This is a genomic window from Myxococcus sp. MxC21-1 (assembly GCF_032612255.1).
GTDB lineage: Bacteria > Myxococcota > Myxococcia > Myxococcales > Myxococcaceae > Myxococcus > Myxococcus virescens.
On record NZ_CP123278.1, the window covers coordinates 8,371,674 to 8,389,892 of the forward strand.

Annotated in this window: 18 protein-coding genes and 1 pseudogene; 11 read left to right on the forward strand and 8 right to left on the reverse strand. The window is 69.2% G+C overall.

Annotation, left to right across the window (positions count from 1 at the left end; all coding sequences use genetic code 11):
- Nucleotides 1-16: 16 nt before the first annotated feature.
- The 4 genes and pseudogenes from QEG98_RS37555 to QEG98_RS37570 form a co-directional block, all read right to left on the reverse strand.
- Nucleotides 17-1,082 (reverse strand): annotated as a pseudogene (locus QEG98_RS37555) (DUF2804 domain-containing protein).
- A 128-nt stretch (nt 1,083-1,210) separates the two neighbouring features.
- Nucleotides 1,211-2,383 carry an ABC transporter permease gene (locus QEG98_RS37560; RefSeq protein WP_316564750.1) on the reverse strand — a complete coding sequence of 391 codons (1,173 nt, stop codon included), beginning with the start codon at nt 2,381-2,383 and terminating at the stop codon, nt 1,211-1,213.
- Nucleotides 2,380-3,117: an ATP-binding cassette domain-containing protein gene (locus tag QEG98_RS37565; protein ID WP_316564751.1), complete on the reverse strand. Its 738-nt coding sequence runs from the start codon at nt 3,115-3,117 to the stop codon at nt 2,380-2,382. The genes QEG98_RS37560 and QEG98_RS37565 overlap by 4 nt, the downstream gene beginning before the upstream one ends.
- 13 nt (nt 3,118-3,130) lie before the next feature.
- Nucleotides 3,131-4,636: an alpha/beta hydrolase gene (locus QEG98_RS37570; protein WP_316564752.1), complete on the reverse strand. Its 1,506-nt coding sequence runs from the start codon at nt 4,634-4,636 to the stop codon at nt 3,131-3,133.
- A gap of 96 nt (nt 4,637-4,732) precedes the next feature.
- Here QEG98_RS37570 and QEG98_RS37575 point away from each other — a divergent pair, with 96 nt between their 5' ends.
- From QEG98_RS37575 to QEG98_RS37595, 5 genes are all read left to right on the forward strand, one after another.
- Nucleotides 4,733-5,575 carry an LEA type 2 family protein gene (locus QEG98_RS37575; protein ID WP_090487790.1) on the forward strand — a complete coding sequence of 281 codons (843 nt, stop codon included), beginning with the start codon at nt 4,733-4,735 and terminating at the stop codon, nt 5,573-5,575.
- Between the two features lie 105 nt (nt 5,576-5,680).
- Nucleotides 5,681-6,073 (forward strand): aspartate 1-decarboxylase, encoded by a 393-nt coding sequence (gene panD, locus QEG98_RS37580; protein ID WP_090487788.1) that lies wholly within the window; start codon nt 5,681-5,683, stop codon nt 6,071-6,073.
- Between the two features lie 109 nt (nt 6,074-6,182).
- Nucleotides 6,183-6,626, forward strand: a complete 444-nt coding sequence (locus QEG98_RS37585) for a hypothetical protein (RefSeq protein ID WP_316564753.1) — start codon at nt 6,183-6,185, stop codon at nt 6,624-6,626.
- A gap of 3 nt (nt 6,627-6,629) precedes the next feature.
- Nucleotides 6,630-7,262 carry an EcsC family protein gene (locus QEG98_RS37590; protein WP_090487784.1) on the forward strand — a complete coding sequence of 211 codons (633 nt, stop codon included), beginning with the start codon at nt 6,630-6,632 and terminating at the stop codon, nt 7,260-7,262.
- Between the two features lie 159 nt (nt 7,263-7,421).
- Nucleotides 7,422-8,006 carry a MarR family winged helix-turn-helix transcriptional regulator gene (locus QEG98_RS37595; RefSeq protein WP_141588111.1) on the forward strand — a complete coding sequence of 195 codons (585 nt, stop codon included), beginning with the start codon at nt 7,422-7,424 and terminating at the stop codon, nt 8,004-8,006.
- Nucleotides 8,007-8,057: 51 nt separating this feature from the next.
- On the opposite strand, the gene QEG98_RS37600 is transcribed toward QEG98_RS37595, so the two are convergent.
- Together QEG98_RS37600 and QEG98_RS37605 are read right to left on the reverse strand one after the other, a co-directional pair.
- Nucleotides 8,058-9,731 carry a carboxypeptidase-like regulatory domain-containing protein gene (locus QEG98_RS37600; protein WP_316564754.1) on the reverse strand — a complete coding sequence of 558 codons (1,674 nt, stop codon included), beginning with the start codon at nt 9,729-9,731 and terminating at the stop codon, nt 8,058-8,060.
- Between the two features lie 43 nt (nt 9,732-9,774).
- The gene (locus tag QEG98_RS37605; RefSeq protein WP_316564755.1) at nt 9,775-10,638 is read right to left on the reverse strand and encodes a deoxyribonuclease I; all 864 of its coding nucleotides are present in this window, start codon (nt 10,636-10,638) and stop codon (nt 9,775-9,777) included.
- Between the two features lie 314 nt (nt 10,639-10,952).
- On the opposite strand from QEG98_RS37605, the gene QEG98_RS37610 reads away from it, so the two are divergent.
- The 5 genes from QEG98_RS37610 to QEG98_RS37630 all read left to right on the forward strand — a co-directional run bounded on the left by QEG98_RS37610 (nt 10,953) and on the right by QEG98_RS37630 (nt 14,948).
- Entirely contained in the window at nt 10,953-11,609 is a 657-nt protein-coding gene (locus QEG98_RS37610) for a hypothetical protein (RefSeq protein ID WP_316564756.1), read from the forward strand.
- Nucleotides 11,610-11,656: 47 nt separating this feature from the next.
- On the forward strand, nt 11,657-12,262 hold the full coding sequence (locus tag QEG98_RS37615; RefSeq protein ID WP_316564757.1) for a hypothetical protein: 606 nt from the start codon (nt 11,657-11,659) through the stop codon (nt 12,260-12,262).
- A 121-nt stretch (nt 12,263-12,383) separates the two neighbouring features.
- Entirely contained in the window at nt 12,384-13,031 is a 648-nt protein-coding gene (locus tag QEG98_RS37620; protein ID WP_410477897.1) for a hypothetical protein, read from the forward strand.
- Between the two features lie 117 nt (nt 13,032-13,148).
- The gene (locus tag QEG98_RS37625) at nt 13,149-13,850 is read left to right on the forward strand and encodes a hypothetical protein (protein ID WP_316564759.1); all 702 of its coding nucleotides are present in this window, start codon (nt 13,149-13,151) and stop codon (nt 13,848-13,850) included.
- 114 nt (nt 13,851-13,964) lie between these two features.
- Complete coding sequence (locus QEG98_RS37630; RefSeq protein ID WP_410477898.1) at nt 13,965-14,948, forward strand: Ig-like domain-containing protein; 984 nt, start codon at nt 13,965-13,967, stop codon at nt 14,946-14,948.
- A gap of 1 nt (nt 14,949) precedes the next feature.
- Here the strand turns inward: QEG98_RS37630 and QEG98_RS37635 are convergent, their stop codons facing one another.
- Together QEG98_RS37635 and QEG98_RS37640 are read right to left on the reverse strand one after the other, a co-directional pair.
- Entirely contained in the window at nt 14,950-16,269 is a 1,320-nt protein-coding gene (locus tag QEG98_RS37635; RefSeq protein ID WP_316564761.1) for an MFS transporter, read from the reverse strand.
- A gap of 42 nt (nt 16,270-16,311) precedes the next feature.
- The gene (locus tag QEG98_RS37640) at nt 16,312-16,899 is read right to left on the reverse strand and encodes a Crp/Fnr family transcriptional regulator (RefSeq protein ID WP_316564762.1); all 588 of its coding nucleotides are present in this window, start codon (nt 16,897-16,899) and stop codon (nt 16,312-16,314) included.
- A 65-nt stretch (nt 16,900-16,964) separates the two neighbouring features.
- Here QEG98_RS37640 and QEG98_RS37645 point away from each other — a divergent pair, with 65 nt between their 5' ends.
- Nucleotides 16,965-18,212 carry a sterol desaturase family protein gene (locus QEG98_RS37645; RefSeq protein ID WP_316564763.1) on the forward strand — a complete coding sequence of 416 codons (1,248 nt, stop codon included), beginning with the start codon at nt 16,965-16,967 and terminating at the stop codon, nt 18,210-18,212.
- The last annotated feature ends 7 nt before the right edge of the window (nt 18,213-18,219 follow it).

Consider the following 18,219-nt stretch of genomic DNA (forward strand, 5'->3'; position numbering starts at 1 on the left):
CGGCGGGGCGGTCACCTCACCAGAGCATGTCCTGGTCCTCGGTGACGCCGGGGACGTTGGACAACTCCAGCGTGCGGCTTCCCACGCGCACCGTGCCGTTGAAGAAGCCCACCGGCTGCGCGAAGTGGCTCACGACGAGGCGCAGGTTCCGGTCCTCGCGGTGCACATGAAGGGGCTGGAAGCGCAGGTCCACCGCGCCATCCACCGTCGCCAGCCGCCACGGCGCCATCAGGTCCTTCGCGTCGTATTCGAAGCGGGCGCGCGCCAGCGGGTACAGCTTGTCCCCCAGCCACAGCGCGTTCTCGTTGGCGTCCGCGTTGCCCTCGTTGAAGCCCTCCACGAGGTTGATGCCCACCGGCGTGCCGTCCGCCAGCCGCCCCGACGCGAAGGCCCAGCGCCACGCGGTGTGCCGCGCCGTAGCCCTGCGTGTAGTCCATGCCGCCCACGCCTCCGTCCAACCGGAAGCGCTTCCCGCCCGCCTCCAGGCTGCCGAAGGTGAGCAGGCCATTGCTCTTCATGGTGACGTTGACCAGCCCGTCACCCTCCACGGGTGCCACCACGGTGAGCGCGGGCGGGCCGCCGGCCACCATCATGTCGCCCTCCCACTGGAAGGACTGGAGGCTTCCGGTGCGCAGCCGGCTGACGTCCACCGCCACCCGGTAGCGCTCGTCGTCCTCGCCGCGCTGCACCGACAGCCGTCCGCCCAGCGTGCGGAAGGAGGCCTTGAGGCCCTGGCCGGGCTTGTCGCCCAGCACCACCATGGGGCCGGGCGTGCCCAGGAAGCTCACGTCACACAGCGGCTTGCGCTCGCGCAAGTCCAGGGCCACCGCGAAGGCGCTCGACGTGTAGCCCAGGTCCACCACCGCGAAGAGCGCGGCGACCTCGGGCGTGGCCGCGAAGGTGTAGTGCCAACGCTTGCGCTTCAGCAGACGCGTGGTGCGGCCCGGGGCCCACTGCCCTTGCAGGCGCGGCAGGTCCACTTCGGGCAGCTCACCCTGGTAGGTACCGAATCGGGGCTCCCCCCCGGAGGTGGCCACGGATACTGGCGCGGGAGGGAACAAGGCGTCTTGCTCTGGCTTCATCTGGCCCCATTGGAAGGCAAAGGCGCGTGGCTGTCATGTCAGGCCGCCGCCCAAGCGCCACCCGCCGACAGTGGCACCTGAGAGGTTGTGCGGAGCGTAACGCAACAGCGGCGCGATGGGGACCCTCGTCAGCCCCGGCCGAAGACGATGCGCTCCTGGGACAACAAACGCGCGGTGACCGCCAGCGACAACACCGTGAGCAGGATGCTGGACGCGCCCGCGATGAGGAACGGCAGCGCGCCCAGCGGCTCACCGCGCATCACCTCGCCCGCGAGCACCTCCTGGCCCAGCACCGGCACCGCGAACATCCACATCTTCGGCTGGAGCGGCGACAGGGCCAGCACCATGCCCGGCAGCATGGGCACCACCATCAGGAGGGACAGGTACGTCTGCGCCTCCTTGAAGGAGCGTGCATAGGTGGACACCCACACCTGCACGGCGGAGGCGGCCAGGGCCAGCGGCAGCACGGCGGCGGCCATGCCCAGGGCGGCGGGCGCGTCGAAGCGGGCCTTCACCCCCAGGTCCTCCAAGGGCACGCGCCGCACCACCAGCATGTAGCCCACCAACGTAATGAGCACCGCCGCGACGGCCATGACCACGGTGGCCAGCCACTTGCCCGTCACCACCGCGCTCCGGGGCGCCGGGTTGAGCAGCAGGGGCTCCAGCGAGCCGCGCTCGCGCTCACCCGCCATGGCGTCGCTGGCCACCTGCATGCCGCCCGCGAAGGCGGCGATGACCAGGAAGAGCGGCACCATGTTGAGCAGCCCCGCCGCGGTGCGCTCCGGCGTGGACAGGTCCGCCTCCTGCACCCGCACGGGAATGGCCAGGTCCGGCGAGACGCCCCGCGCATAGAGGCGCTGATTGCCCAGCATGTGGGCGTACGCTTCCAGCAGCCGCCGCGCGCGCAGCACCGACTGGCGCGCGGACTGGCGCGAGCTGTCCACCACGAGCTGCACCTCGGCGGTGCGCCCTGCGGAGTACGCTTCGGCGTAGTCGTCCGGCACCACCAGCACCGCGTCCAGCGAGCCCGCCCGGATGCGCGACTCGTAGTCCGCCGGCGCCTCTTCCAGCTGCGCTCCGTAGCGCTCCAGGAAGGCCATCAGGCTGGGGGCATGCTCCCGCCCCACCACCGGCAGCGCCAGCGGCCGGTCCTGCCGGTACCAGGAGGCCAGGAGGTTGAACATCACCATGAACACGACGGGGCCAATCAGCGGCCACATCAACGAGGTGAGCACCGAGCGCCGGTCGCGCAGGTGGTCCTTCAGCTCCTTGCGGAAGACGGAGAAGGACAGCCCGTTCATTGCATCAACCCCTGGTCCGTGCCGATGGTGGCCACGAAGGCCTCCTCCAGGCTGTCCTTGCCGGTGCTCGCGCGCAGCGCATCCGGTGTCCCGTCCGCCACCACCCGCCCGTGTGCCACCACCACGATGCGGTCACACAGCGCGGCCACTTCCTGCATCACGTGGCTGGAGAACACCACGCACCGGCCTTCATCCTTCAGCCGCCGCAGCAGCGTGCGCACCGAGCGCGTGCTCATGACGTCCAGCCCGTTGGTGGGCTCGTCCAAGAGCACGTTGCGAGGCCCGTGCACCAGCGCCCGCGCCATGGCCACCTTCACGCGCTGGCCCTGGCTGAAGCCCTCCGCGCGGCGGTCCGCGATGTCCCGCATGTCCAACAGGTCCAGCAGCTCATCCACGCGCTTGTCCAGCGTGGCGCCGGACAGGCCGTGCAGCTCGCCGTAGTAGCGCGCGTGCTCGCGGGCGGTGAGGCGCGGATAGAGGCCACGCGCGTCCGGCAGCACGCCCAGCGCCCGCCGGGCCTCCTGCGGCCGCTGCACCACGTCCACGCCGTCCACCAGCGCGGTGCCGCGGTCCGGCCGCACCAGCGTGTAGAGCATGCGCATCGTCGTCGTCTTGCCAGCGCCGTTGGGGCCCAGCAGGCCGGTGATGACGCCGTCCTCCGCCGTGAAGGACACGTCCTCCACCGCCGTCACCTTCTTGCCAAAGCGCTTGTGCAGGTTCCTGACTTCAATCATGGCGCGCGCGTCCTCAAGGCACCGGGCCGGCGAAGGAGGTGAAGAAGGGAGGACGGGTAAGGTTCGTGCCGCACGCGGACGACAGCCCCTCCACGCTCCCTTGGGTCAGCAGGTCCAGCATCAGCGTGCGCGCGCAGTCCGCGCCAATCGTGTTGTGGCCCACGCCGGGCACCACCACGTGCAGGCTGTTGGAGAGCGTGCGCTTGGCCTCCTCGGCCCACGCGGGCGGCGTCACCGGGTCCAGCTCGCCCGACAAGAGCAGCGTGGGCACCGACGACACCACCGGTTCGCGGTAGCCCTGGGGAAGGCTCCCACGTGGCCAGTCCGCGCAGACGGAGAGGACTTCGCGGCCCATGGTCGGACCGAACCAGGTGCCCTGCGACTCGCGCACCAACGCAGCCTCGTCGTAGAAGGGCGCGTCCTCCGCGCACACGACGGCGAAGTAGAGGCCGTGGCTCACCGTGCGCCCCAGGTTCTCCGTCAGGCCCACGCTGAGCGCGACGAAGGGGGACCAGTCTCCCTGCGTGGCCCGGTCCAGCATCAACGGCACCAGGGAGGACATCTCCGGACTGTAGAGCTGCGCGAAGAGCTGAGACAGGAAGGCGCGGCGCGACAGGACGACCTCCTCCAACACGCCGGTGCGTGGGTGCGCCACCTGGGTGCGCGCGGGCGTGGCCTCCAGCGTCGTCAACAACGCCTCCGTCCTGGGCCGCAGGTTCGGATACGCCTGGGCACACGCCGCGTCCGCCTCGCAGTTCGCCAGCAGCCGGTCCAGCGCCTGCTGCGCGTCGCGAGGCGCGAACAGCGGCAGGTACAACCCCATGGGCGCCACGCCGTCCAGGATGGCGGTCCGCACGCGCTCCGGGTGCTGCCGCATGTATACAAGCGCCGCGCGCGTGCCGTAGGACACGCCCCAGAGGTTGAGCTTCTCGTAGCCCAGCGCCTCGCGGACCTCGTCCAGGTCATCCATGGCGACGGGCGTGGTGTAGTGCCGCACATCGGCGTCCCAGCCCTCGCGGCACTTGCGCACCTCCTCCGCCGCCTTGCCTTCTTCGAGCCGCGCGGACAGCCCCTCTTCCGGCGAGTCCGTCTTGCAGTTCAGCGGATTCGAGTCCCCCGTGCCTCGCTGGTCCACCAGCACGATGTCGCGCTTGCGGCGGATGCGCTCCACCGCCATCAACACCTGCGTCGAACGCGACGCCGCCTGGCCCGGGCCTCCCGCCAGCAGCACCAACGGATCCGGCTGCGGCTGCGCGGCCAGCGCCGGCACCACCACCACGCGCAGGGGAATCTTGCGGCCCGTGCGAGCCGCCCGGTCCTCGAAGACCTCGTAGGTCCCACACTGGGCCTGCGTGGCCAGCCCCTCCAGGCGGCAGGGCTTCAACGACAGCGTTCGCCGCTCCGCGGGGTCCTGGCTGCTCTTGGAACAGGACACCGATGCCGCAGCCAGGAGCCCCAGGGCCAGCAAGGCGCGCCAGGGCGGAAGATGGGAGGAGATGTGTGCACGGACCCCGGACAAGGTGCCTCCATCTGGGTACGGGAGGCTCCCCACATAGCACCTCCCACGGCATTGGATTGAATCCCGCGCAGAGAAGGGGCGTCCGGTGATACGCCCATGCCCACCATGAAACGTGCCCTTCTCGTCCTGGCCGTCCTTGGACTCACCACGCTCAGCGGCTGCGCCGCCTTGCAGAAGATGCTGAAGGGGGCTTTCAAGAAGCCCACCCTCTCCTTCAAGACGGCCCGGCTCGCGGATGCGTCCTTGTCCGACGCCACCATCAACCTGGTCTACGAGCTGAACAACCCCAACGGCTTCGGGTTGAACCTGGCCGAGGTGGACTACGCCTTCTTCGTGGAGGGCAAGCAGGTCGTGGCCGGCAAGCCGCGCTCGGGACTGGCGCTCAAGGCCAATGGCAAGAGCGAGCTCGTCTTCCCGGCCAACGTGAAGTTCGCGGACGTGGTCCCCGTGCTGGAGACCTTCCTCAAGCAGGACAAGGCCGCCTTCAAGGCGCAGGGCACGCTGGGCGTCAAGACGCCCCTGGGCGTGCTGAGCTTCCCGCTGGCGAAGGAGGGAACCTTCGAGGTCCCCAAGATTCCACAGGTGTCCTTCCAGGCGCCGCGCATCAAGGACATCACCCTGACCGGCGCCACCGTGGAATTCCCGTTGTCGATTACCAACCGCAACAGCTTCCCGTTGCCGGTGGCCGGCATCACTGGCGCGCTGAAGGTGGCGGGCGCGGATGTGGGCACGCTGTCCACCGGCAACCTGGGCAAGCTGGACGGCAGCGGGACGAAGCAGGTCACCCTGCCCCTCACCATCAGCTTCGCTCGCGCGGCGAACGCGGCCCTGGCCCTGCGCTCGGGCGGAAATGCGCAGGTCCGCCTGGACGGCAAGCTCACCTCGGAATCCCAGAGCGTTCCCCTGAGTCTCAATCAGCTCGTCAATTTCGTTAAGTGACGCCTGCCTGCACTACGGGCAGGGGCACTGAACACAGGGTTGTCCCAGGGCGCCTCAGACGTTACGGTGGGGCGTCCTTGCCGCTTTTCCAAGGTCGAGACACACATGCGCCGCATCCTCTTCAAGTCGAAAATCCACCGCGCGACCGTGACCCAGGCTGACCTGGATTACGAAGGGTCCGTCACCATCGACCGCGACCTGCTTCGCGCCGCCGACATCGTGGAGAACGAAAAGGTCGCGGTCTGGAACGTCACCCAGGGCACGCGCCTGGAGACCTACGCGCTGGAAGGTGAGGCCGGCAGCGGCGTCATCTGCATCAACGGCGCGGCGGCGCACCTGAACAAGCCGGGCGACCTGGTCATCCTGGCCACCTTCGCGGAAGTGGAGGAAGCCGAGGTGGCGAACTGGAAGCCCACCGTGGTGTTCGTGGACAAGGACAACCGCGTGGTGCCCGGGCAGACGAAGGAGATTCCGGGCCCGCAGCGCCGCTCGGCCTGACGCCCGGCGCCGCGGCGGTCCGCTGGCTGCTTTGCCCCATCGAACGCCTTTTGCCATGCTCCTCCCCTCTTTAAAGGGTGGGGTCGTGGGCCCCGGAGGAGTCGATACGATGAGGCGGTCGTGGGTGAGCGCTGGCGCGCTCTCGCTGGTGCTGACAGGTTGTACGGGTACGGGGGCCTTCCGTCCGGATCCGAACAACGACGACCCGCTCTACGGGGTCATCCCCGTCGTGAAGGCGCCCCCGCAGAACCGGTGCGATGCGCTCGGCACGTCCTCCGCGCGGGGTTCGTGTGACGACGCCCTCTACCTGGCCACCGAGTACACCCGCCGGCTTTCGGTGGGGGATGAGATCTGCCTCGAGGGTGGCTACGGCGAAGACCCGGGCGCGGCGTGCAAGGCGCGCGCGGCCATCATCGACACCTCGCCCAACCAGGTGAAGTTGGAGGTGCGCGGTCCGAAGCCGGACTCGCGCTGGTTCAACGTGGAGATGCGGCACGCCTGGTACGAAGAAGGCGCGCTGGTGGACCTCTACCTGTCCGAGCGGGGTTATTGAGGGATGGGTCTCTACGACAGCGTGGCCGAGCGGCTGGCCTTCATGAAGAAGATGACTCCGGCGGAGCTGAAGAAGCTCGGCTCGGCGCGGCTGTCGGACATCGTCCTCCAGGAGGTGGCGCGCTCGCGTGTGCGCATCACGACCCTGGAGAAGCGCTACCCGCAGGCGTCGCCGCGGGAGCTGGCCCAGCGCATCGTGGACGAAAAGAAGAACCTCGCCAGCATGGTGGGCGGGGTGAGCGGGGTGTTCGGGCTGGTGGCGTTGCCGGCGGACCTGCTCTTCATGGCGTACCTGCAAATCATCCTGCTCACGGACGTGGCCACCCTCTACAAGGTGAACCTCAAGACGGAGCGGGCGCGCGGGGAGATGCTGGACCTGTTCGGCTACGCCAACGGCCTGGGTCCGCTGCCTCGCGCGGGTCCCAAGGTGTTGGGGAAGCTGGCCGCCATGCTGCTGGAGAAGGGCGGCATGCAGACGCTGGGGCGAGCCATGCCGCTGGTGGCCGCGCCCGTCACCGCCTACTTCAACAACCAGCACATCCAGATGGTGGGCGAGCAGGCCGTGCGCTTCTACGAGGGCTTCGACAAGGCCCACGCCAAGGCGAAGGCCCAACGCAAGAAGGCCAGCGGCGCCTGACGGACCGCGCCCCGCACATTTCTTTCGGTGGGTCCGATATGCCTTCCGCGCCGGACCGTTGATCGCCCGGGTGGGGCCTTTGCCCCCTTGGAAGACGGGCGGTCATCGGGACTCCTCGGCCGGAGGGACGATGACGCCCGAGAGACGGAGGCGACCAGGATGTCCGAGCTCTCGGCGGAAGTGCGGGTGCAGGTGGCGCGGTTGAGGAATCTGCTCATCGACGTAGCGCGCTGCGGTGCGCTGGGCAGCCCCCTGGGTGCCCTACCCCATACCGAGCTGGACCCGATGGAGGTCCAGGCCGTCTGGTGGCTGAAGGCGGAGAGCCTCCTTCCCGTCAACGTCCTCGCGGAGCGGCTGGGCGGCATTGCCCCGCCCCGGCTGAGCCGGCTGCTGGACCGGCTGGAGGCCGCGCAGCTCGTCCAGCGCGAGCGCTCCGTGCGGCATGACCGGCGGCGCGTTCGGGTGAGGCTCACGGAACAGGGCCGCGCCCTGGCGGAGCAGGCGGACTCGGTGGTCCAGGAGCGCATGGCCCGGCTGCTGATGCCGTTGGAAGGCGAGCAGCGCAGCGCGCTGATGGACCTGCTGGAGGGGTGGGTGGAGGCCCTGGGCGGCAAGAACCGCGCGCCGGAGCTGGCCACCGAAGGGGGCGAGACGGATGCCCCGGTGGCCGATGAGCTGGAGCCCGCCGCGGCGCCCAGGCGTACTCGCACGGAGCTGATGGCCATCACCGCCAACGCGGCCTGACGTGTGCGGCCCAGGCCCTGCTCGTGGCCATCGCCGCGAGCGAGGTCTCCCCTAAAGCTGGACGCGGACCTCGCCCCCTCGCCGGCAGGCCTCGGCGACTTCCCCTGTCCAGGGCGCGTATCCCTCCGCCTCCACCTCCAGGTGAAGGCCGAACGGCCTCACGCGCCCCAACCGCCAACGTCCCTGCGCATCCGTGAGTCCCCACGCGGGAGGCAGTGAGCTCACGTCACTGGATGCGGTGACTCGCGCGCCGAACACCGGCTTGCGCCCATCCGTGACGAGCACCTCGCAATCGCTCCCCTCCACGTCCACCTGGAAGGTGACGGTGCCATCCGCCATGTCCTCGCCCACGTCCGCGGCGGTGCTGGTGTAGACCTCGTGAACAGAGAAAGACACCAGCAGCCGATAGCGCCCCGGCTCCAGGATGGACACGGCCATCCCATCCTCTTCCTGGATGAATGCGCCGGCGGAGGCCAGCTCCCACTGGTTCTCGTGGCGCCACCGCTGGAGAACGAACACGGGATAGGGCTTCTGGGTCCGTGCCTCTATCTGTGCCCGCATGGCGGCATCCATGCGCAGCACGAGCCACCGGTAGGCCTTCACGCGCCACGTCACCTCGGCGTCCCGCACACCCGGCGCGGGCCTGAAATCGAAAGCCTGTTCCGCCGCGGCCACCGGACGTCTGGCAACGGGCGATGCCACCTCGACGCGGAAGCGGGACGGCTCCCAGGACGGTAGCCCCGACACGACAAAGCGCCCATCCTGCGCGAGCGGGATTTCCACGTCCCCCGGCCCCAGGAGCCTCGTGCCTTCCGGTGGACGGAACGTTCCTTCCAACTCCACCTTCCCCCGTAGCGTCACCGCCTCACCCACGCCTTCAGGAAAGAGCGAACCCACGTCCAGCACCACCGGCTCCACACGCCCCTCGCGCAGAGGCACCTCCACCCACGCGCTTTCCCGTCCCGCCGCGCTCCGGAGCACCAACCCCACCGCGGGGTCCGTGGGCAACGGCAGCAACTCCAGCGACTTCCCCACGGGGAGCGGCAGCGCCGTACCGTCCGCGAGCGCGGAGGCGATGTCCGGCGCGACATGCCGAATCACGGGCAACAGTTCGCTCGCGCGCTCCGCGTCGCGAACATCCCGGGATACGCCACGCACCACACGAAGGGAGAACGGGCCATGCTCGGGTCGCACTCCCGCGAGCCGCACCCGCACACCGGTAGGCGCCCGGGCAGACAGCACGGCCTCCACGACGCCCGTGGTGACCCCCTCCTCAAGCACCACGTCGCCCAGCCAGAACGTTCCATCCGCTGCCCAGGCCACCACCCGGTAGAGCGGTACCACTGGAACGAGCACCGGTCCCAACGTCCCCCCCGTCGCGGACGGCGTCACCTCCACGGGCCGCCACTCCAACACGTTGGCCAGGTCCTCCAGCCGCGCAGGCCCGGCGCCCTCGCGCCCCTCGCGCTTCGACACTTCCCACAGGTGCCGGTCCGCATCAGAGATGGAGGCCTCGCCCACGCGGGCCTCTCCCTGGAAGGGAACATCCCCTTGCAGCACCACGCGCAGAACCAGTCCCTCTGAGTGCGCGGGCTCCAGATCCTCAGGCGGCGGCGGACTCACGGGGGTTGGGGCTTTCGTGCGGACAACAGGCGTGCGCGCGGGCGTCACCGGCGCGGCGGCGTCCGCGGGCCACAGCCACCACAGCACGAACGCGGCCAACACCAGCGCGGCGCCCCCCACACCCCATGCGCGACGTTTCAATTTCTCAATCCGTATCGCTGGAGGAATACAGCGTCAGGTAGATGGGCGCATGGTCCGCCAGGCGGGTGACGAAGTCCCGCGTGTTCCCGATGTAGTCGCGCCCCGCCGAGGAGAACTCCGTCACGTATTCGGGCTGCATCCAGAAGTGGTCATAGGCATTCACGTAGCCACCACTGAGGTTGATGGTGGTGGCTACGTTCAGCTTGCAAGCCACCGTGGGAGACAGCGCCACCAGGTTCGCCCAGGACGCCGTCGTGCACGCCATGTTGTGGTCTCCCACCAGGATGACGTCCTGGTCGGTGCGGCTGGCGTCCTGCACCGCCTTGAACACCGCGCCGAATTGCTTCACCTCGGCGTCGCGGTCGGAGGGATTGCCCCAGACGGTGTGCCAGTTGATGAACGTGTAGTCCGCGCCCGTGGGCGTGTGCCGCACGCGGATGATTTGCGGCTCGCGCTCGAACGTGTCGCCGGTGTCCTCGTACACACTGGATGACAGCAGTGACACCGTGTCCTCCCGGTACAACACCGCGTAGATTTCCTTGTACGATGAGCGCCCGATGAGCGGCGTCTGCGCATAGCGCCACTTCACGCCGGAGACCGCGTTGAGCTCCGCCACGATGGCCGGAACCACGCTGGTATTCATCACCTCCTGCAGGAACACCAGGTCACAGCCGTTGTTGGAATTGCTGTTCGCGCCGTACTGCCGCCAGATCTGCTCCGCGTCCTCGCGATACGTCTGCTCCGCGGTCCACCCCTCGTGACGCAGGTTCCAGCTGACGACGCGCAGATACGAGCCCGCCTGGGCCCACGTGGGAACAGCCAGGACGACCAGCACCACCACGCGCAACAAGAAGGACGGAAATCCCATGGAGTGACCTCGGCGTGAGAGGGGCGGCCATGCGGGGCGGCCGCACGCGCGGACCAGGCACGTGCAACGGTCCTAGTGGATGAGGTTCGTGACCGGCAACCAACCTTCCTGAAAAACAAGAAATACAGGGTCCCAAAAGACCCACCACGCGGCGCGATTCCCCCTCCGCGCACGTCCCCACGCCACCGCCCCACCCCGAAAACGCAACTTGATTGCAACTGACTCACGATGGCACATTATCGCGAGCGTTCCTGGAATGGGGACCTGGCGGGGACGGCAGAGCTCTGTCCTGCCGCGACGGAGGGCGCGTCATCGTGAGCCGACTCATCTGGAGCATGGGATTCACGGGACTGGCGCTGGCCTGCGCCGTCGCAGCCTGGCTTCACCGGCCAGTGGAGCTTCCGTCCCAGGCCGCGGAACCCGAGGCTTCCACCCCGTTCGCCCAGGCCCCCACACCGCGGCCGCGCTCCGTCGTGCCCCGGCCTTCCACGCCTGTCGCCCCCGCACAGCCGGACTCTCGCCTCATCACCAGGCCCACCTCGGCGTCCGATGCAGAGCGCTCCGCACGCTCCCGGCGCACGCCCCCTGCCCAGCGCCTGCGGCTGGTGACGACCCTGCGCGGCACATACCCCTCGCCTGAAGCCCGCCGCGACGCGGTGCTGGCGGAGCTGACGGCCTCCGGCGAAAGCCACGAGCCCTGGACAGCGCAGGCCCGGGCGGCGCTGGCGAAGTGGCATGCCCAGGTGGAGGCCGACGTGCTGCCCGTCCAGGCCGAGCCACCTCGATGCTTCGCGGCCGGCTGCGTCGCCCGCGTCACCTTCCCGGACAGCGACTCATTCCAGGAGTCCTTCCGCCGCACCGCCGACCTGCGGCTCGGCGAGGACACCACGCACATGCAGCTACCCCCCGAGCGCCGGGCCTCGGGCGAGGTCGTGGCCGCGTGGCTCGTCCTGCGTCCCGCCATGCCCTGAACACACACCCCTGTCACCCCGCAGTACCCCTCCAAGGAGCAACCACCATGAAGCTGGAGTTCCCCTTCAAGCAGTCCCTGCTCGCCACCAGCGTGGCCGTCCTGATCGCCGGCTGCGGCACCCCCGTCGAGGAGGAGTCCCCCGTGGCGCCCGAGGCCGCCGCGCTGGAGAGCAGCGAGGACGCCCTGTTCAGCATGCTCCCCGCCTGCGAGGAGCCCGAGGAGCTGGAGCACGTCGTGGAGCACGCGTGCTACCACGCCGAATACGGCCCCTTCGAACCCATCACCGCCGCCGCCCTGGGCGCGCCCGTCCTGGTGGATGTCAGCCAGGCCCACACCGCCTACCAGGTCACCCTGCCGCAGCGCTCGCCGTTCAACTACGCCGGTCGCGTCTCGTTCCTCGCGGACGAGTCGGGTGAGTTCGCCTTCATCCTGTCGCGTCAGCGAGGCCTGCGCATCTTCGAGGCCGCCACCGGCACCGAGGTGGCGCGCGAGTGCCGCTACACCGTCCCCACCGAGGTCTGCTCCAGCCTGAAGACGGCCTACGTCGCGGACCTCGAGGCCGACACCGAGTACTACCTGGAGTTCCGCTCCATCCTCCCCTCCAACGCCGCCTTCACCCTCATCATCGAGGAGGCGGGTCACCACCACTGACCTGACCCGCGGAGCATCTTGAAGGCCCACGGCGGGAGCGTCCTCCTCCCGCCGTGGGCCTTCGCCCGTACACACCTGGACTCAATTGTACTTTAGTTGCATTTGAATCCAGGAAACACATATGAAGCACCTCATGCGCCCGACCCTCCGAGTCCTCTTCCTGACCGCGTGTGCCGCGGCGGCCGTCGCCTGCGGTGGTGACGATGACCCCGCGCCCATCGCGCCCGGCGACCCCTGCGAGCCCAACGGCCACATCCACCGAGAGCCCACGGGCGACTGGTGCCACTGCAACAAGGGTTACGTGGCCGCTGATGATGGCCTGGCCTGCGTGCCGGACCCGAACCACGTCCCTGGCGACGGCTTCGACTTCGGTGACGACGGCGAGCACGCCTGCTGGCACGTGACGAACGGTCCCTTCGTCACCGTCAACGCCACCACCGCCCGTCATCCCCGCGTGGACGACTTCCACACCTACTACACGGTGAAGCTCCTCCCGGAGAACGGCCAGTACGTGGGGACGTTCAGCTACAAGGCCTTCGCCACCGGCAACTTCGTCGTCTACCTGAGCAGCCCGGACGTGCCCGTCACCCTCACCGAGACGGCCATCAGCACCACCGTGCCCCAGGCCGGCGCCCAGGCCACCGGCGGCTTCTGCGACGGGCTGAAGCACATGGTCGGCTACGAACTGACGGACCGCGTCCAGTACACGCTCCAGCTCGGCCCCACGTCGCTGCCCGAACTCCACATGGTCATCGAGCACGTGCAGTAACGCATCCGGGACGAACCGACCTCCCGCGTTATTGCAATTAAGTTGCGTTTACATCATGAGTGGGGACTGCCGGTGCCCGCGACTCGCGGGGCCCGGCTCACGAAAGGAAGCCTCATCATGAAGCTGACCCAGCGGCCCCTTTGCAGTGCATTCCTCGGCCTGGTGCTGGCCGCCTGCGGCCCCATGGACGACACAGGGCAGGACTTCACGTCGGAGCAGGAGCGGCCCCTGGAGGCCACCTGCGCCAGCGTGGACAACACGGCCATGACGACGCACGCGTGCGCCCATGCGTCCAACCCTGGCGACAACGTGAACGTGAATGGCGCCACGGGGGCGCCCGACATCAGCACCCAGCACAAGCACTACACCGTGACGCTGTCCGGCAGCGGCACGGGCAAGGTGACGTACATCCCCGTGGCCAGGGCCTCGGCGGGCTCCACCGTGGAGTCCGTCGCGTTCTACGCCACGCAGAACGTCACCATCACCGCCGTGGACAAGAGCGTCACGCCCAACGTCACGCTGACCGCGCTGGTCAGCACCAACGGCATCACCGAGGGCACCTGCACGCTGCACCACGCACGGGTGTTCGACCTCACGGTCGGCCACGCCTACGAGCTGAACATCACCGCGCCCACCACCTCGGTCGGCATCGTGCCCGAGTACCTGTTTGACAACCGCGGCCGCTACTACCGGGACGCGGACGGAGATGGCTACGGCGCCAACAGCCCGCTCTACCGCTTCGCGTGTGAGGCGCCCGCGGGCTACGTCACCCAACGCTTCGACTGCGACGACACCAACCCCGCCATCTTCAACTGCTAGCCCGTCACCCTCGGGGTGACCTGGGCATCACCGCAGCCCCTCCACCGGGGCGCCCCGCTCACCTCGGGGGGCGCTCCGGACCTTCTCCCCGCCCCACCTCACCAAGGCCCTCCGATGCGAACCGTCGCCACCACCACCTTGCTCGCCACGTGCGCCCTGCTGGCTCTGGCCGGCTGTGACCATGACGACCCCGTCCCTCCGACGCCGGACGCGGGCACCCGTCCGGATGCGGGGACCGAACCTGATGCGGGCAGGCAGCCCGATGCCGGAACACAGCCCGACGCGGGTCCGGTCCAGGGCCCCACGGTCATCGGCTCCACGCCCTCGGAGGGAGAGACGAACGTCCTGCCCGTGGAGCTGTTCAAGGCGGATGCGACGACCACCGGAGTGCGCAAGCTCGTCACGCTCACCTTCGACACGCCCATGGACACCACGGCGGCGGAAGTCACGCTCGTCGACCGGACGACGCCGGCCAATCCCCCTCGCACGCTGACGGGCACCTGGTCCGAGGATGGCCTGACGCTCTCGGTCGCCATCCCCCGGCCCGAATCCGACCTGCCGCCGCTGGAGGAGGAGACGGCGTACACCCTGGAGCTCGGCGCGCTGCGTGGCGCGGAGGGCCACGCGGTGGACACGTCGCATGCGGGACTCGGTGATGGGCGGCTGGACTTCACCACCGGCCGGCGCGACGGCACCACCGAACACGCCTGCGCCCACGCACTGCTGGAGAGCCCGGTGCCCGTCACCGCGAGCGCCTCCCCCACCATCTACCCCGCGACGGATAGCTCCCACGAGTTCTACGGCCTGACGCTCCCCGCCAGCGGCACATCCTTCCTGGGCTACACGGAAGTCGTGTCGGGAGAGAGCCGGGACGAGCCCGTCATCCTGTACCTCAACCACCCCATCCCGGTGGCGGTGCACGACACGACGGAAGGGGAGGACGCCGTCGCCTCCACGCTGGAGCCCGCCCGGCCCGTCTGCCTTCCCGCCATCACCCACACGCTGAAGTTCACCGCGCCCGGCGGCGACCGCTTCCTCCGGCTCACCTTCGGCCCGACGGAGCGGGAGACGTTCACCTTCGTCTTCGAACGCTACTGAGTCAGCGCTCGGTGGCGGGGTGCAGCGCCGAGCCCCGCCCCGCGCGCAGCAGGTGCAGCGCGATCCCCACGCCCATGACACTCACCGCCGCCACATAGTGCGCGGGCGCATGGGGCGACGCCTTCATCATCAAGGTGACGACCAGCGGGGTGAGCCCGCCGAAGATGGCGTAGGCCATGTTGTATGAGAAGGAGAGCCCCGAGAAGCGCACCGCCGCGGGGAAGGCGCGCACGATGGCGGTGGGGACCACGCCCACCACGCCGACGCAGAAGCCCGCCAGCACGGACAGCGGCACCAGCGCCTCCTGCGACGACGCCGCGCCCAGGTACAGCGCATACGTCGCCGAGAGCATCAACGCGCAGCCCAGCCCCAGCGACGGCCCCACGCCCACACGGTCCGCGAGCAGGCCATACGCCACGCAGCCGAACGTGAGGCTCAGCGTGGCCACGCTGCTGGCGACCAGCGCTTGCGTGGCGGTGATGGCGTGCAGGGTCTGCATCAACGTGGGCGTCATCAAGATGACCACCACGATGCCGGCGGTGAGCACCCAGGTGAGCAGCATGGACATCACCACGGTGCCGCCGTGGCCTCGCAGCACGGCCTTGAGCGGCAGCTCCCGCACCAGCGCCTTGCGCCGCCGCAGCTCCTCGAAGACGGGCGTCTCCGCCAGCCACCGGCGAAGGAACACCGCCAGGAAGCCGAACACGCCGCCGATGACGAAGGGCGCTCGCCAGCCGTAGGCATTCACCTGCTCGGGGCCCAGCAGCGAATTCACCGCCGTGGCCACTAGCGAGCCCAGCAGGATTCCGAACGTGAGGCCCGCGGTGAGCGTTCCGCACGCCAGCCCCACCCTGCGCGTGGGCACGTGCTCCGACACGAAGACCCAGGCCCCCGGGACTTCACCGCCCACCGCCGCACCCTGCACCGCGCGAAGCAGGAGCAGCGCCAGGGGCGCCGCGTAGCCCGCGGTCTCATAGGTGGGCAGCAGGCCAATCAGCAGCGTGGGCACCGACATCATGAACACGCTCAACGTGAACATGCGCTTGCGGCCCGCCCGGTCTCCGAAGTGGGCCATGACGATGCCGCCCAGCGGGCGCGCCAGGTAGCCCGCGGCGAACAGTCCGAAGGCCTGCAGCTGTCGCAGCCACTCCGGCGTATCGGGCGGGAAGAAGCGCTCGCCGATGACCTTGGTGAAGAAGACGAAGATGATGAAGTCGTAGAACTCCAGCGCGCCACCCAGCGCCGCCAGCGTGAGCGTCCGGGCGTCGTCACGGGTCAACGGCCGCTGCGGGAGGTCCTGCGAGGCTGGGAGGGAGGACATGGCGGTCGGCCTTCGATGAAACCATGGACCGCGCCGCCGCGCTCACTCCGCCCGCTTGCGGCGTCGTGACACGATGCGGCTCAAGGCCACCTCCGTGATGCCCAGGTAGGCCGCGACGTCCCGCTGAGGGACACGCCCGTGCAGGTGGGGATGCTCCTGCCAGAAGCGCTCCAGGCGCTCCTCCGCGGACAGGTCGAGGAACTCCTGCTCGCGGCGCTCCTTCAGGAGGTAGTGACGCTCCGCCACCCGCCGGGCGAGCTGGGCCCAGCAGGGGTGGCCGGCCTCCAGCGATTGAAGGTCATTCGCCTGGAAGGCCAGCACGCGGCCCGGCTCCAGCGCCTCGATGGCCGTCATGGAGGGTTGGCCCTGCAACATCTCCGCGTAGGCGCCAATGAACTCACCCTCAGAGCGGAAGGCCTTGATGGACTCCTCGCCCCGAGCGGAGACGCGCACCGCGCGGAAGACGCCCTGGAGCACCAGCCCGAAGCGGTCCGCGGCGTCGCCCGGCCGCAGGAAGAGCGCCCGCTTGTCCAGCGCCTGCTCCCGCGCCAACGCCTCCGCCTTCAGCCATTCGCTGGCGGGAAGCGGCGCGAGCGCGGTGATGTGCTCGAAGAGCTTCGGGTATCTCAAGCGGAAGGCACCTGGGCTTAACCCAGGTTAAGGCGGCCTTCCTCCGGGCGCCATACACCGGCGGCATGAGCATCAACGTCTACGCCGTGGCCACGCCCTTCGTCATCGTCCTGGCGCTGGGGGAATTCGCCTACTGCGTCATCCGACGCAACGGGTACTACGCCTTCCAGGACTCCATCGCAAGCATGGGCACCGCGGTGCTCAACCAGTGCGTCAACGTGGCGGTGGCGCTGCTGGTGCTCCCGCTCTTCATCCAACTGGGGCAGTTCGCGCCCTGGCAACTGGGTGCGTCGTCGCCGCTGGAGCTGGTGGCGCTCTTCCTGGGCGTGGACTTCCTCTTCTACTGGTTCCATCGCTTCGGGCACCGCACCAACATCGGCTGGGCCGCCCATTCGCCGCACCACTCCACCGAGGAACTCAACTACGCGGTGGCCCTGCGCGCGAGCGTGACGCAGCGCCTCTTCTCGTTCCTCTTCTACTGGCCGCTGGTGCTGGTGGGCTTCCCGCCCGAGGCCGTGCTGGCCATGGTGGCCTTCCACCTGGTGCTCCAGTTCATCCCCCACACGCGCGTCATCCCGAAGATGCCCCGGTGGATTGAGTCCTGGCTCAACACGCCATCGCACCACCGCGTCCACCACGCGCGCAATGACGTCTACATCGACAAGAACTACGCGGGCTTCCTCATCATCTGGGACAAGCTGTTCGGCACCTTCGAGGAGGAGAAGGAGGCGTGCTCCTACGGCCTCACCTCCCCACCCAACACCTGGGACCCCACCGTCATCAACTTCCAGGCATGGGGGAAGCTGGTCAGCGACGCGGTGGCCACCAAGCGCCACTGGGACCGGCTGCGCATCTGGGTGATGCCCACCGGCTGGCGGCCCGCGGACCTGCCACCGCGCCCCTCCGTGGGCTGGCAAAAGGACGGCGTGGAGCTGAAGTTCCAGTCCACCGAGCTGCCCGGCGTCCGCGGCTACCTCGTGTTCCAGTTGCTGGCGGCGATGCCCTTCATGCTGCTGGTGAGCCACCACGCCTCGCCGCTGTCCGGCTGGCAGAAGCTGGTGCTCAGCCTGCTCTTCTGGGCCATGGCCACCGCGTGGAGCGGGATGCTGGAGTCACGGCGCTGGAGCCTTCCGCTGGAGCTGGGGCGGGTGCTCGCCATGGGGGCAGCGGTGACGTGGTGGCTGATGCACACCTCCGCGCCGCAGAGCTGGACCGCGTTGTGCGCGGCGTGGATGGGCGTGTCGCTCGTCTGGCTGGGGGTGGTGCGCGGCGCCAGCCAGGGCGCCACGCCCGTGCCGCAGGGCTCGCGCTGAACGCGCG

Coding starts and splice junctions, on each gene's coding strand:
- QEG98_RS37635 (WP_316564761.1), bottom strand. CDS start 16,269: ATGTCCTCCCTCCCAGCCTCGCAGGACCTCCCGCAGCGGCCGTTGACC.
- QEG98_RS37620 (WP_410477897.1), top strand. CDS start 12,384: ATGAAGCACCTCATGCGCCCGACCCTCCGAGTCCTCTTCCTGACCGCG.
- QEG98_RS37605 (WP_316564755.1), bottom strand. CDS start 10,638: ATGGGATTTCCGTCCTTCTTGTTGCGCGTGGTGGTGCTGGTCGTCCTG.
- QEG98_RS37560 (WP_316564750.1), bottom strand. CDS start 2,383: ATGAACGGGCTGTCCTTCTCCGTCTTCCGCAAGGAGCTGAAGGACCAC.
- QEG98_RS37625 (WP_316564759.1), top strand. CDS start 13,149: ATGAAGCTGACCCAGCGGCCCCTTTGCAGTGCATTCCTCGGCCTGGTG.
- QEG98_RS37565 (WP_316564751.1), bottom strand. CDS start 3,117: ATGATTGAAGTCAGGAACCTGCACAAGCGCTTTGGCAAGAAGGTGACG.
- panD (WP_090487788.1), top strand. CDS start 5,681: ATGCGCCGCATCCTCTTCAAGTCGAAAATCCACCGCGCGACCGTGACC.
- QEG98_RS37585 (WP_316564753.1), top strand. CDS start 6,183: ATGAGGCGGTCGTGGGTGAGCGCTGGCGCGCTCTCGCTGGTGCTGACA.
- QEG98_RS37575 (WP_090487790.1), top strand. CDS start 4,733: ATGCCCACCATGAAACGTGCCCTTCTCGTCCTGGCCGTCCTTGGACTC.
- QEG98_RS37645 (WP_316564763.1), top strand. CDS start 16,965: ATGAGCATCAACGTCTACGCCGTGGCCACGCCCTTCGTCATCGTCCTG.
- QEG98_RS37615 (WP_316564757.1), top strand. CDS start 11,657: ATGAAGCTGGAGTTCCCCTTCAAGCAGTCCCTGCTCGCCACCAGCGTG.
- QEG98_RS37590 (WP_090487784.1), top strand. CDS start 6,630: ATGGGTCTCTACGACAGCGTGGCCGAGCGGCTGGCCTTCATGAAGAAG.
- QEG98_RS37630 (WP_410477898.1), top strand. CDS start 13,965: ATGCGAACCGTCGCCACCACCACCTTGCTCGCCACGTGCGCCCTGCTG.
- QEG98_RS37595 (WP_141588111.1), top strand. CDS start 7,422: ATGTCCGAGCTCTCGGCGGAAGTGCGGGTGCAGGTGGCGCGGTTGAGG.